This is a genomic window from Arthrobacter sp. 10N418 (assembly GCF_056394725.1).
This window is the reverse complement of the sequence record NZ_JBFTIK010000001.1, coordinates 169,125-183,406: the sequence shown is the minus strand read 5'-3', so window position 1 is coordinate 183,406 and position 14,282 is coordinate 169,125. Positions and strand designations below refer to the sequence as shown.

At 66.4% G+C, this 14,282-nt stretch carries 7 protein-coding genes; all 7 read right to left on the bottom strand.

Features of this window, described 5'->3' with window-relative positions; all coding sequences use genetic code 11:
- Positions 1-377 precede the first annotated feature (377 nt).
- Entirely contained in the window at positions 378-3,014 is a 2,637-nt protein-coding gene (locus tag AC1DCZ_RS00775) for a LuxR C-terminal-related transcriptional regulator (protein ID WP_476972962.1), read from the bottom strand.
- A 60-nt stretch (positions 3,015-3,074) separates the two neighbouring features.
- Positions 3,075-5,813, bottom strand: coding sequence for a helix-turn-helix transcriptional regulator (locus AC1DCZ_RS00770; RefSeq protein WP_476972961.1), 2,739 nt, complete (start codon positions 5,811-5,813; stop codon positions 3,075-3,077).
- A gap of 242 nt (positions 5,814-6,055) precedes the next feature.
- Positions 6,056-8,779: a LuxR C-terminal-related transcriptional regulator gene (locus AC1DCZ_RS00765; RefSeq protein WP_476972960.1), complete on the bottom strand. Its 2,724-nt coding sequence runs from the start codon at positions 8,777-8,779 to the stop codon at positions 6,056-6,058.
- The gene (locus AC1DCZ_RS00760) at positions 8,757-11,501 is read right to left on the bottom strand and encodes a helix-turn-helix transcriptional regulator (RefSeq protein WP_476972959.1); all 2,745 of its coding nucleotides are present in this window, start codon (positions 11,499-11,501) and stop codon (positions 8,757-8,759) included. Before AC1DCZ_RS00760 ends, AC1DCZ_RS00765 begins: the two co-directional genes overlap by 23 nt.
- 205 nt (positions 11,502-11,706) lie before the next feature.
- On the bottom strand, positions 11,707-12,294 hold the full coding sequence (gene pth / locus AC1DCZ_RS00755) for an aminoacyl-tRNA hydrolase (protein WP_476972958.1): 588 nt from the start codon (positions 12,292-12,294) through the stop codon (positions 11,707-11,709).
- Positions 12,295-12,415: 121 nt separating this feature from the next.
- Positions 12,416-13,012: a 50S ribosomal protein L25/general stress protein Ctc gene (locus tag AC1DCZ_RS00750; protein ID WP_476894925.1), complete on the bottom strand. Its 597-nt coding sequence runs from the start codon at positions 13,010-13,012 to the stop codon at positions 12,416-12,418.
- 288 nt (positions 13,013-13,300) lie between these two features.
- Positions 13,301-14,281, bottom strand: a complete 981-nt coding sequence (locus tag AC1DCZ_RS00745; RefSeq protein ID WP_476894924.1) for a ribose-phosphate diphosphokinase — start codon at positions 14,279-14,281, stop codon at positions 13,301-13,303.
- Position 14,282: the final 1 nt, after the last annotated feature.

Below are 14,282 nucleotides of genomic sequence, written 5' to 3'. Positions count from 1 at the left end.
CGGCACCGTGCGAATCCCGTGAAGGAGTTCGGTGCAGGTCGGCTTCGGCGCGACCACCCATGATGGTGGCGAAGGCTTCGGCAGCCCACCGGAGGGAGATTCTGGCCCCTCCGTCGTGCTGTCAATGCCCGCGGTCGATTGCCGCCCTGAAAATTTGATTTATTTGTAAGACCTTTGTCCGTTGTTCCTGGGGAGTGTCTTAAGTGAATCCCCCAAGCCACAACCGCACACGAGTAGCGTTTACCCGATTCCGTAGCGCTGGTCCGCGTCCGACTACTTGGGCATACTCTTGCGAAGACCGCCCGCCACCCGGGCTGTACGCAGAAACGGCCACGGGCCGGAAGAAACCCAAGGTCAGCGTCCTGCTCCGCCTCGGATCATGGGGTGCCCCATTCAAGGAGTTCCACGCGCCGGCTGACTCCAAGCTTGGCAAAAATTCTGGAGAGGTAGCCTTCTACAGTCCGCCGCGACAAGGAAAGCCCCTTGGCAATTTCGGCGTTGGTTGCCTGGTGGGATACCAGTTCAAGAATCTCGGTTTCGCGGGCGGTCAGCAGGGTTCCATGTTCGCTGCGGACAACCTCCAACCGAGGGGACATCCCGGCCTCCACCAGGCGATGGTGCACCCTGCGCTGGACCCCGGTAAGCCTCCCCCGGTCCGGGTTGTCCGCCAGGCACCGCGCGGCCTGCTGTGCAGCTTCAAGGGCCAGCAGCGGGTGCCCCGCACCGAGGGCGTCGTCGCTGATGCCGATGAGGTCGGTCGCGTCGGACGCGGACACGGCGCGCCCGTACGCCTCGAGCAAACGCGCTTCAGGGCCTTCGACCACGCTGCTGCTGGACGCGAGTGCGGCCGAGCTCCCCGTGTCCCCGCTTCTGAGGGCGAGCCGCCGGATGTCAGTTTCCACACCCCTGAGTCCCTGGCGTTTCGCCTCGCCGGCCAATTCCGCGAGGGCAGCGACGCCGCCGCGTTCCAGCCCGGCCTGGGAGTCTGCCGCCCTGGCATAGGCTTCGGCCAGCAGGCGCAGCGTCCTCGGTTCCCGGTAGACGGACAGCCGATAGGCCAGTGAACGTTCGTGTGCCTCATGCTGTCGACCGACACCTGCAGCCGCGTAGGCTGCGACCGCGTGCGCGAACGGCAGCAGGTTCAACGGGTCGGCAATCGTGAGTTCGTCGACGGCCAGCAGCAGCTCCGAAAAGCTTTCCCGCATTCTGCCCTGGCGCAGCCGCGAGTACCCGCGCATCAGATGGAGCATGCCTCCGCTGTAGAGCAGACGCGCGGGCTGGCCGGTTGCATAGTCGTCCAGGACCACTCCGAGCTCGTCCAGGTCGCCGGCCCGGATAAGGTTCAGGCAGTGGCGCGTGACCAGGTCTTCGTACGCAAGGGGAAGAGCGGAGCTGGCGTTGCGGGCACCGCGCCAGGCCTCCCCATCCAGCCGCATCCCCGTCACGAGCCGGCCTTGGGCCGTCAAGAGCTCGGACAAGAGGGAGACCGCCGGGATCCGGATCTCGGGGTTGGTCCCCGCGGCGTCAACGAGTTCCCGCAGCGCGGCCTCGATGCCGGGGAACTGCCCGTCCCAGTTGCGGTTCATGATCGCCGCCGCCATACCGGCCGCGGGCGACCGCGTCCAGAGCTGCCCGTCCGTGGCCGAGGCCACGGTGCCGTCGGAAGCGTCCGGCGCTTCGCTGCGCAGCTCCCGCGTCTCCGCGGACCTTCCCAGACGCGCGGCCAGGAGATCTGCCAGGTAGGAGGACCGACCATAGGGCAGGGGCCGGGCGGACTGGAGATAGCCTGCCGCCGCCTCGGGCCTGCCCAGGATGAACTGGGAATACGCGAGCTGGAGCCGGGCGTCGGGGAGGAAGCCCTTGTCCCGGACGGCGCTGGCAGCCCGGGACGCCGACGCCGGGTCCAACGCCACGTTCGATGAAACAGCCGCAAGCAGCAGTTGCCCGGGAGGGATTTCCACTCCGCAGTCCAGCGACCACCGAAGCCGGTTGAGGGCTGATGCCGGAAGGGCAGCGGCCGACGACGGAAGTGCCAGGACGCTGGCACGCAACACCGAACTGCGGGCGGCCGGGACGCGGTGGCGGATGATCTCGCCAACGATCGAACTCGCGGGGCGCACCACCCGGTCATAACCGGGAGAGATGCTGATGATTCCCGCCATGTCCAGTGCGTCGACGATCTTGGGACCGCTCAGCCGGAGAGTCTGGCCCAGTGACAGGGGCCCTGCCAGGGCGACAATGGTCGCCACGGTCTTCTCCTCCGGGGTGAGGGAGCGAAGCTGCTGGTCGACAAGATCCGCCGCAGGCACCCCGGCCACGTCGGGCGTTGACAGGAGGTACCAGACACCGTGGCGTCGGCCCAGCGCGCCGCTGGTGCGCGAGTGGTGGATCAAGGACATGAGCATCAGCGGGTTGCCCTGCGCCATTTCGTGGAACAGTGCACTCACCCACGGCGACACGTCCGCCCGCAGGGCCTGTTCGCAAAGCTGATGCGTGCCTGCCCTGCTGAGGACTGCAAGGTCAAACTTCGCAATAATTCCGTCGCCCCAAAGGGCCAGGAATTCGTCCGGGATCATGTGCCCCGGCCGGCTGGTGGCCAGGATGTTTGCGGCCCCGGTGGCTGCGGCGCGTGCGAGCAGCTGGATAGTTCCGTGATCCAGGCATTGGGCGTCGTCGACCACGAAGAGGGGCCGCTTCGCCTCGGCTTTCAGCCGTACCGTCATGGCCTTCACGACGGCGGCAAAGGAGTCGAGCTCACTGGCAGGCAGATTCGACAGATAGGGTGCCAGCGCACCGAAGGGCACCGCGGCCAATGCCGGAGTTGCGGTCAGCCGGATCACCGGGCCGGAGGGCCGCAGCTCCCTGACGGCGGCTTTGGCCACGGCCGTCTTCCCGGTCCCGGCGCTGCCGACGAGAAGTACGCCGGATCTGGCGTCGTCGCGCAGGCAACCCAGCACGTCGCGCACGAGGGCTGACCGCTCGATCAGCGGGGCTGCTGCATTGAGGCTTTCCATACCCGGATCCTCCCGCCGGACTCGGCTGCTCCCGGGGAAGATCCTCGGGAGCTGAACCGGTCAGCCGAGTCGCGCCCTGTCCGCCGGCGTGGCGATGACATCTTTGAGTTCTGACCTGCTGGCCACATGCAGCTTCGAGTACACCTGGTAGAGGTGGCCCTCCACCGTGCGGACTGAAACCTGCATCTGTTCAGCGATCTTGCGGTTGGACGTTCCGCCAGCCGCCCTGACAGCCACTTCGCATTCCCTGGCTGTCAGCATCGACGTCGTCAGTGAGTGCAGGCCGTTCTTGGGGCTGCCGAACCTGTCATCGAGTGACTGCTGGGCACGTTGGGCGATCCGCAGTGCGATCCGGTTTCCGGCGTCGTTGGCGCAGCTGACGGCCTTGTGGGCCGCGTCCCTCGCGAAGACTGCGTTGCCGGCGGCGTCAGCGTCCTTGGAGGCCCCCAGCAGCTGCTCACTGTCGGACTCCCGCATGCCCTCCGCCAGCCGCGAGCACAGGCCAGCGAAGTGTCCGGTCACCCGGCCGGCAAGGCTGCCGAGCTTCTGCCCCACCTGGCGGTCCCCGAGCCTGGCGGCCGCTGACAGGAACAAGAGCCCCGGCGCCAATGCCGAAGCTTCGGTGTCCGCATCCGCTTCGGCAATGAGGCCCCGGATGGACGTGGCCCGGTGTCCCAGTTCGGCCTGGGCGGACAGTTCGAAATACCGTGTCACCCGGTCCGCCAGCCAGGACGCAGGTGTCCTCAACTGTGCCAGCTCGGCCAGCAGTGCGCTGGCTTTTTCCTCGTCGCCCTGAAGCGCTGCGGCATAGGCGGCCGCCGCCGTGGCCAGGCCCGCCAACGCGGCCGGATCCTGCGCCCGAAGCTGCCACACACCCGCCTGAAGCCGCGACAGGGCGTCGTCGAGATGCCCGACGTGAAGATCAATGACGCCTTGTCCGATCTCGAACATCCCTCCCAGCCGTGCTTGCGGGTCTCCGCTTGCGTAGGATTCGGCAAGAAAGGCGGACGCCTCCCTGAACGTCGCCGAGAGCAGCATGAGAAGCAGGGAACGGCCCCTGATCTCACGCATCGCATGGTCCGGGAGCCGGACGCTTGCTGCCGCCAGGAGTACCTGCTTGCCGAGCGCGAATGCTGCAAGAACGTTGCCGGTGACTGCGAGCGCCTCGCAGCGCAGGCTCGCAGCCACGATCATCGATTCGCTGCCCAGATCCCCCGTTTCCACGGCATCGGTCATGGCAAGGACGTCCGCGTACCGTCCTTGGAAGGCTGCGTGCCCGGCCTCTGCAAGGCGCAGCTGCTGCCGGGCCGATTCCACAGCCGAATCGTGCACCTGCGGCTCCGCGGCGAGGCGCGCATGGATTTCCTGGAGCCTGGCTGCGGCGTCCGCCGCCGTCGCGGGGTTGCGCTTGTCCAGCTCCGCGTGGAGCAGCTGCAGCGCCGTCCACTCGGCCAGCGGCAGCTCCGTCCGGGCCGAATCCTCCAGGGCGTTGAGAATGCGGCGCGCAGAATCGTCATTGTTCACGGCCATGTGGGCGTGGACCGATTCGACGGCAACTCCCGGGTCGGCGTCGCCGCCGTCGATCTCATGGATGAACCGCAGTGCCGCTTCAGGATCGGACGCCTTGTTCGCCGAACGCGCAGCGGCCAGCGCGATGCGCGGGCTCACCTGCTCACCGCAGTCCAAGGCCCATGCAACGCCGATCGAACCTCCGGCGTCCTCGTGGTCCGAATCCTGAAGGACGGCCGTGAGGCGGCGGCGGAGTTCCGCGCTCCGTCCCGGCGGAACGACGCTGGCGACGATTCCGGCCGTCACGGGGTTGGCAACGCTGACCATCGGCGGATGATCGTGGCTGACCCGGATGAGCGCCCGTTCCTGGAGGGTATCCATGTCCTGCGGGTTCGCGATGCGCATGAGTGTCTGCAACGGGACTGCGCCGGCCAGCGCCAGCAGTTCAAAGACATCGCGCTGGCCTGCGCCGAGCCGGTTCAGCCGGGCCTTCACCACATCCCGAATCTCGCCGGTCAAGGCGATGGGGCCGTTGCCCAGGAACCACACGCCGTCTTGGCGGACAACGGTGCCGAGCTTGATCTGTTCCCTGGCCAAGGAATGGAGGAACAGCGCGTTGCCGCCGCTGGCGTTCCAGAGCGCCCGGGCCGCTGTCAGGGAAAACCTGCCGCCGTACTCATGGCTGAGCGTTGAAGCGGTCTCCGAAAAGTCGAACGGTTCAAGGTCTACCCGCCGGAGGAGGTCATCCTTCCAGAGCCCCATAATGTCCCCGCCGACATGGGGGAGGTCCACGCACGCCGCCAGTAAAGTGACGTGGGCCCCGGCGCTGAGCTGCGCGACCATCATGCTGGAGAGTTCGTCGAGGTCGTGGGCGTTGTCCACGAAAAGGACGATGCCTCTCCCCTCAGCTTTGGTGTGCAGCAGCTGGGTCAGTCCGCGCAGCACCATCAGCGGGTGCTCAAGGTGGGACGCGTCGAGGTCGTTGAGCAGGACGCTCAGGGCGCCGTAGGGAAGCTTGGAGGAGATGGAGCTGCCTCGGACCTGGACGACCAGGTAGTCCTCGCCGAGTTGCTCAAGGGCGCGTTGTGCAATGAAGGATTTGCCTGCCCCGTGTTCCCCGACGAGCACTATGCCGCAGCCGGAACCGGAAGTCAGTGTCTCAACGACCTCAGCGACGATCTGCTGGCGTGCGAAGGGTCTTTCGTAGCGGCCGTGGGCGAGACGGTGTGCTGGGGAAATCGCATCTGTTTGGCCGCTGCCCGCGGGCAAGCCGGCGTCTTGCTGAAACATGAGAGAGACCTTCGCAATCAAAGTACGAACAGTGATAACTCCAAGGTATGGACTACGAGTAATTTCGGGATGCGTAAGTAGTACTCGAATACTTGGCGAGTAATCGGCCCCCTCTACGTAGCTGTACTCACATGTCCTGGACGTGTGGGGCGGTCCAAACCAAGTAGTCGGCAGTCCAGGTCAAGTGTGCCTGCCGCCAAGCGGGCGGGCGCGGCAACGCGGGCACCCGCGCACGGGTCCAGCTAGCTCCTTGCAATGCCCGGCAGCTGCTCGCGGCCCTTGACGTTGAGCTTCGCGTAACTCCGGTACAGGTGGCCTTCGACGGTGCGCACGGATACCTGGAGTTCGGTGGCGATCTGGCGGTCGCTGAGGCCGCGGACGGCCCGTGCGACGATTTCGCGTTCACGGCGGGTCAGGATGCCGAGGGCATCCTCGCTCTTGGCCGTCTCCTCGCCGGGGAGGTCGTCGGCCCGGTCCAGGCACCGTTTCCGCTGGGAGTTCGCCATGCGTTCCCTCAGCGTGTCTCCTGCGGCCCGGTAGGAGTGGGCCGCAGCGTCATAGGCAAGGGCGGCGAACCCCCAGAGCTCCGCGGCTTCACAGCTCTTCGCCGCTTCCATGTGGTCCGCGGCCTGGTCCGTGCTGATGGCACCGGCGTAGGCGCAAATCGCTGCCGCCCGCCGGCCTTCCAGCTCCGGCCCCAGTTCCAGCAGCCGGGGCGCCGATTCCACGTCGCCCAGGGCGAGGCTGAACGCAAGCGCGTCGAGTTCAAGGCCCGCCGTGTTCGTTGCGGGATCGGGCCGGCCCAGCGCCCTGAGTGCCGCTATGGCGCCGGGGTAGTTTCCAAGGCGCGCCTTGCCGTAGATGATGGCCATCCTGGACAGGGCGCGCGTGTAACGCGAAACGGCCGGGGGCGAGGATTCGTAGTCAGCCAGAAACAGCGTCGCCTTCTCCTGGGCCCCGACTTCAGCGGCGGCTGCGAAAGCCATCGACGCTGTCAAGGCAAAGAGTTGCTGGGGGTCAGCCAATCGCAGCGCTTCCACGGCGGCGCTTAGCGTATTCAAGGCCTGGGTCGCCTTTCCCTGGTACAGCAGGATGATGCCGTGGGCGGCGTGGACTCCCCCGCCGAACGAGATCAGGCTGGGCCCGGACCCTGCGACGAATCCTGCCAGGAGGGTCTCTGCCGACTTCCAGTCGCCTGCGTGGATCGCGACGGCGGCCGAGCGGACCACCAGGAAATCGGTAAGGAAGTAGAGTTCGTCGAGTTCGGCGAGGTCGCCGCCTGATACGTCCAGGGCCTCGGTCATGGCAGTGAAAGCTGTCAGCGGCTTTCCCTGGACGAGGAGCCGTTCCGCTTCCAGGGACAGGCGGAACGCCGCCTCGAGGTTGTTGGCCGGAGGACGCGGCGCAGCGGCCCCATCCGCCGCAGGTCCGTCCTCCTGGTATTCGCCGGCCAGCGCGAGGACCATGCTCTCCATGGTCCGCCAGCGCTCCCGCGTGGCTGCAAGAATCCGTTCGGCATCTTCCGGGTTGTCCTTGGCCAGCCGCTCGCCGGCTCGCTGTATCACTTGGGCGCGTTCCATGATGTCCGCCGGTGTGTGGCCCAGGGCGGAAAGCACCGCGGCCCACAGCAGGGTCCCCGTCAACAGGCTGGAGACGCTGCTGCCATGGCCGAGATCGGCCTCAAGGATGTCCCGGGCCGCTGAATAGTCGGCAGTGTTGAAGTGGGTCCGCGCCGTGACCGCCCTGGCGGCAATCTGGAGTTCGGGATCCTTGACCAGACGTGCCGCCTTCCGGGCCAGCTCGTCTTCGAACAGCCGGCTGGCCAGGACGGCTGCGCTCAACAGCTGGCGGTCCTCGAGCTCCACGCCGCATTCAATTGACCAGCTCACGTGCCGGAGCAGACCTTCGGCGGAGGCCGGTTCGCTGTCCATGAGCCGCAGGAGGCTCTGCCGGAGCTGGAGGCTCCTCGCGGGCGAAATCAGGTTCCGGATCGTGTCCCCGTAGACCGTGTGCCACAACCGCAGCTCAGGAGGGTCGGAGGCCGAGACGCGGATCAATTCGTTGTCCAGCAGGGACGTCACCACCTGTGCCCCCACGACGGCCTCGATCAGCTCCCTCGAGACCGGTTCGGCCAAGGCAACGAGATTCAGGGCCTGCCGTTCTTCAGGTGGGCGCCGGAGCAGCTGCCGCCGCACAACATCTGTCAGCCGGTCCCCATGGCTGTTGAGCGGCCGGGTGAAGAGCCAGACTCCGTTGCGCCGCAGGAGCGTCCCGTCGTTCCGCGCGTCGTCGAGGAGCCCGTGGAGCAGCAAGGGGTTGCCGCCGGAGACTTCCCAGAGGATCTCTGCGACATGAGGCAGGATCTGGGACCCGAGCACCTGCTCCAGCAGATCCGTGGTCTGGACCAGGGTCAGCGGCCTCAGGTCATGTCGTTCGGCGATACCTTCGAACCACAGCTGCAGCAGCGGCTCCGGCAGCCCGGGACGGGCGGCCGCGGCCACGATCAGTTTCGCCCAGCCAGCCGCAGCGAGTTCAGCCAGAATTCCCGCCGTCGCTTCGTCGAGATCGTGAGCGTCGTCGACAATCAGCAGCAGGGGTCTCTGGGTCGATCGTTTCTCATTTTCCAAATGGGACCACAAGGTCCTCAAAACCGCGAGCTGCGACGTCGCTTCCTGTACCGGCAGGCCAACGATGAAGGGACCGAGTACCCCATACGGCACGCTGGTCAGGGAGGGGCTGCCGTGGATACGGACCGGGGTGATCTCCGCGCCGAGTTCTCCCACGACCGCGTCAATGAGCGTCGACTTGCCGATGCCGCTGTCTCCGAGCAGGAAGACGGCCACGAAGGTGCTGCCCTCGATGGCGGCCACGGCCGATTGCAGATCCTCCGACCGCCCGGTCAAGGCTGGAGACGCAGCACTGCGGGGCTCTGCCGCGGGGGGCCTAGATGAGTCCAAGCAGATCACTTCGCGACGAAACTCCAAGCTTTGTGAACACTTGGTACAAATGGCCCTCCACGGTTCTCACTGAAATGCCCACTTCCAGGGCAATGTCCTTGTTGGAGACCCCGTTTCCGGCAAGCGTTGCTATTTGCCGTTCACGTTCGGTCAGCAGCGGGCCCTTGTTCCGCGGCAAGATCGGCAGTGCCGGAACAGATTCGGACAGGCTCTCCAACATGCTGTAGGCGACGTTGGCGCTGGCGGTCAATCCGGCGCTCTTAGCGAAGTCGAAGGCCAGCGCGGCGCATCGTGCCTGGACGGCGTCGAGTTCCAGGGCGATGGATTGCTCGGCAGCCTCGAGCATGATCGAGGCGTCTTTCTTCCTGCTGCCGATGGCAATTGTCCGGGAAAGTTCTGCGAGCGGGCCCTGCCGGAGCGCCGCGATCTCCTCCATGAAGTGGAAGTCCTTGGCGGTTCCGTTGACGGTGGCCCCGAGCATGCAGATACCCGCCAGCGTGTAGCGGCCGTTCCTGAAATGTTCCTCCGCTGAGCGCACCAGCCGGTCCTTCGCCTCGGGATCGCCCAGCCACCGCGATGCCATGTCCATGCAGAATTCCGTGGAGCTGCTGATCGCAAAGCGGGCCGGACCGTCTGCCGACCGGGCCCGGTCGAGGTAGATCGTGGCCTGCATCGAGTTGCCGGTCTGGGCGTACGCGAAGGCAGTCGCGGCGTAGGCCTGCCGCAGCGACTGCAGGCTCGACCTGACTTCCAGTTGCGCTATCGCGGCGAGCAGCGGATCAAGCGCCATGTAACCGCGGCCGGCATAGACGTAGGCGAGTCCGACCGCAAGGTCCGTCGCGGCACTCCCCGAATGCAGTCCGTGGCCGGCCCGGCCGCTGGCGTCTTTAAGCATGTCGATGCTCTGGCGCCAGAGTCCGGACAAGAGCAGCACGTTGAAGGACCGCCACGCGAAGTTCTCGCGGATTCGAGGAACGTTGGACCAGTCGCCCATCTGTCCGCCGATTTCCCGCATGAGGTTGCGGGCCTCCAGCTCCTTGCCCATCGCGGACAACGCTTCCATCAGGATGATCGACGTCCTGAGCCGGTGCACCGGGTCAGCACCCGGAACATGGGTTGTGGCCGCTGCGGTCAGCCGCTCCATCATGGGCCGGAAATCTCCGACGAAGGACAGGTAGTTGAATTCGCAGAGGTCCAGGCACAGTGTTGCCCGCGAGAGTTCGTCCTGGCCCGGGACCGGGTCGTCCAAGCTCAGTTCCTGGAGCCGGACCCGTGCCTCCCGGATGAGCTCGGGGACCTTTCCGGACCGGTCTTCCAGCCAGGCCATGCAGTCGGCTTTCGCCGCAACGAAGTCAGCAAAGCTCTCGGCGGGGAGCGCATTGACCTGCGGCTCGGAGACGTCATCCAAGGCTGCCATGGCCTGCACGGGCAGGCCCAGTTGCAGGTACGCGGCCGATTTTTGCAGTTGCCCCGCGGCCCACTCCCGGTCCCCCGGGCTCAGGCTGCTGGCACATTTGAGGGCGAATTTCGGGTCAAAGAGCCTGACCGCGGCGCTGGCGGCCGCGAGTGCATGCGCCGGCGCGAGCTGGGCGTGGCAATCGTGGGTCCAGGCTGCGTAGGCGAGCAGGTCCTCAACCGTGAGCTCGCCAAGTTCATGCTGCTGGTGTCCCGGGACTTTGTCCCTCAACTCGAGCCGGCGCTCCACGCTGAGCCAGTTCCGGACAATGTCTCCGAGGTAGCGGTCGCCCAGCGTCACGAGGTGCCGGTCCGTCCGGTCGATGACGATCTGGCCCGCATCCTCCATGTCGGCGATGATTCCCGGGCCGTACATCCTCGCGAGCCGGGACAGCGGAAGGGTCCTCGCGCAGGACAGGACGTCGATGACTTCCCGCGCGATCGGCGACTCGCGCGCATAGCGGGCCCTGACGATGTCTTCCAGTGCCGTGCGGCCGTCCAGCACCACTTCATCGAGCAGCGTCCAGACGGAGCCGGACAACACGAGGTTGCCCCGTTCGATCTGCTCCGAGACGACGGCCTGCAGCAGGGTGGGGCTGCCGCCGACCAGCTGGTGCATCTGGCTGGCCAGTGCGGTCGAGACCCGGTGGCCGAGCGCTGACTGCAGCACTTCGAGGGTCTCGACCTCGGTCAGGTTCGCCAGTCGGACCTCGGCGAGCTGTCCGGAGGTGATGAGCCAGTAGAAGTCGGGAGGAAGGTCCGTGGTGCGCTGGGCCGTAGCGATCAGCCGGGCGGTCCGGGTCTGGAGCAGGTTCAGCAGGACACCGGTACTCAATTCATCCAGGGACCCGGCGTTGTCCAGCAGGATGACGCATTCGCGTCCGGCGGCGTCGTCACGGATCAGGGAGGTGATGCCGTGCAGGATCGCGGTTGGTGATCCAAGGGAGCTTTGCGGGAGGCGGGCGAGGGTGAAGGCCAGGCAGCCGTACGGGGTGGCGGAGCCGGGCCCTGCGCTACGGAGCTGGAGGGTGTAGACGTCCGGGCCGAATCCGGCGAGGGCTGTCCGTCCGACGAGGGTCTTGCCTACACCGCGGTCCCCGGTGATGACGACGCCCATGCGGTCGGGCTCGAGCAGTTCCTTGCGAACCCGTTCGGCGTCGGCGTTGCGCGCCAGACCGGACCACCTGTGCCTGTTGACCGGACCGGCGGCAAACTCTTCTTCGGCGGGTGCCAATGTAGTGGAAACATTCCCCCAGCCCAGCGAATCCCTCGACATGTAGTTTCCTTCGTACTGCTTGCGGTCAGCAACCCCCGACTGTCCGCATAGAAGTAGCCTATCTCTATCCCCCGACCTGAGAGTAGACAGATCATAGCTGTATTCGCAGATCCTTGGAAGGAATCCCGCCATGCGCGCCGGGCCGTGACGCTGGGGGCGCCGCGGCCGCTGGCCAAGGGGCGCCGGCCGGGCTCGGCCGGCGCCGTTACGGGGCCTTCGACGGGTGGAATTGTTGCTGCGCGGCGAGCAGTCCGTCCTTGACCAGCGCTTCGACGGCGTCAGCTGCTGAGTCGATGAGGAACGGCAGTTCCTTCTTCTCCGGGGCGGAAAAGTCCCTCAGGACGAAGTCCGCGGTGTCCATCCGTCCGGGCGGGCGGCCGACGCCGACGCGTACCCGCAAGTAGTCTTTGGTGGCCAGGGCTTTCGAGATGTCCCGCAGGCCGTTGTGGCCGCCTTCGCCGCCGCCGACCTTGAGCTTCACGGTATCAAAAGGGATGTCGATCTCGTCATGGACAGTGATGACATGTCCGGGATCGATGTCGTAGAACTGGGCCAGGGCAGAGACCGGCCCGCCGGAGACGTTCATGTAGCACAGCGGCTTGGCGAGCACGATCCGCGGGCCGCCGATGCCGAGGCGGCCTTCCAGGACCTGCGCCCGCGATTTGTGGGACTTGAAGCTGCCTCCCACCCGGGCGGCGAGTTCGTCCAGGACCATCTGCCCGACGTTGTGCCGGTTGTGGCTGTACTCGGGTCCCGGGTTGCCTAGGCCTACGATCAGCCAGGTGTCAGTCATGGATCAATCCTTCTGTGGGCCGGCCCGGGTGACGACGGCCGGCTCCGGACGGTTCGTGAGGCAGAACAGACGACGGTGGCCGGGCCCCAGAGGGACCCGGCCACCGGTGATTTCGCCGGAATTACTCGGCTGCGACCGAGGAGCCTTCCGTGGTGTCGGCCGAGGCCTCTTCCTCGGAGACTTCGGTGGCTTCGGAGATGTGAACGACGAGGGACTCGGCGTCGGCCAGCAGGACGGATCCCTTCGGCAGCACCAGGTCCGAGGCGTGGATGTGCTCGCCGGCGGTGCGGCCCTCGATGCTGACCTCAATGGCGGTCGGCAGGTGGGTTGCCTCGGCCTCGAGGGAGACGACGGTCATTTCCTGGTTGTACACGTTGCCCGGAGCCAGTTCGCCCGTCAGGTGCACGGGAACGTCCACGGTGACCTTCTCGCCCGTACGGACGGTCAGGAGGTCGAGGTGCTCGATGATCTGCTTGATCGGGTCGCGCTGGATGTCCTTGACGAGGGCGAGGTGCTGTTCGCCGTTGATGTCCAGGGTCAGCAGGGCGTTGGCGACACGGACGGCCAGCGTGGTGGACTTCGCCGGCAGGGTGATGTGGATCGGCTCGGCGCCGTGGCCGTAGATAACTGCGGGGATGAGGCCAGCCATGCGGGCGCGGCGGGCAAAGCCCTTGCCGAATTCGGTGCGGACTTCTGCTGCGAGCTTCTGCTCAGACATGTGTATCTCCTAAGGGACTAACGGTGGTCAGCAAGGGCGGAGGTCTGTTTGCGACCTTCAACGCCGGGCGGCCGTGCGGCTGCCCTTCCGAAGGGAGATTCAGACCCAGTCGATTACGGAGACCAGCAGTCCGGCTCACCGATTAATTTCCCATTAATACGGATTACCGGCGCTCTCCCTCGCCAAGGTTTCGCTACAAGGCTACCAGCGTGGAACTGGTTTCACGAAAACGGGCCGGGCCTGCGGATCATCCGCGGGCCCGGCCCGTTCGCCAGGCGCCGGGCCTGCCTAAGCCTGGCCGTCGAACAGGCTGGTGACGGAGCCGTCGTCGAACACCTCGCGGATGGCACGGGCGATGAGCGGCGCGATGGACAGCACGGTGAGCTGCGGGAAGTACTTGTCCGCGGTGATCGGCAGCGTGTTGGTGACGACGACCTCGCGGGCTCCGGACTCGGACAGCCGGCGGGCCGCCGGATCGGAGAACACAGCGTGGGTCGCGGCGATGATGACGTCCTTGGCGCCGGCGTTCTTGAGCACCTGGACCGCGCCGGAAATCGTTCCGCCGGTGTCGATCATGTCATCGATCAGCACACAGGTGCGGCCTTCGATCTGCCCGACGACGGTCTTGGAGACGGCCTGGTTGGGAACGGTGAGGTCACGGCTCTTGTGCACGAACGCCAGCGGCGCGCCGCCGAGGCGCTCGGCCCACTGCTCGGCGACCCGGACGCGGCCGGTGTCCGGGGAGACGACGGTGATCTTGTCCGACCCGACCCGGGTGCGGATGTAATCGGCGAGGAGCGGAATGGCCATGAGGTGGTCCACCGGGCCGTCGAAGAAGCCCTGGATCTGCGAGGTGTGCAGGTCAACGCTCATGATGCGGTCGGCGCCGGCCGTCTTGTACAGATCGGCGACGAGGCGTGCGGAGATCGGCTCGCGGCCGCGGCCTTTCTTGTCCTGCCGGGCGTAGGGGTAGAACGGCGAGACCACCGTGATGCGCTTGGCGGAGGCCCGCTTGAGCGAATCGATCATGATTAGCTGTTCCATGAGCCAGTTGTTCAGCGGGGCCGGGTGCGCCTGGATGACGAAGGCATCGGTGCCGCGGACGCTCTCGCCCGCGCGGACGTAGATCTCGCCGTTGGCGAAGTCATAGGCGTCCAGGGGCAGCAGTTCGGTTCCGAGTTCCTTGGCGATCTCCTTCGCCAGTTCGGGGTGTGCGCGCCCGGCGGCAAGCACCAGCTTCTTCTCGCCGTGTGCCGTAATTTCGCTCATG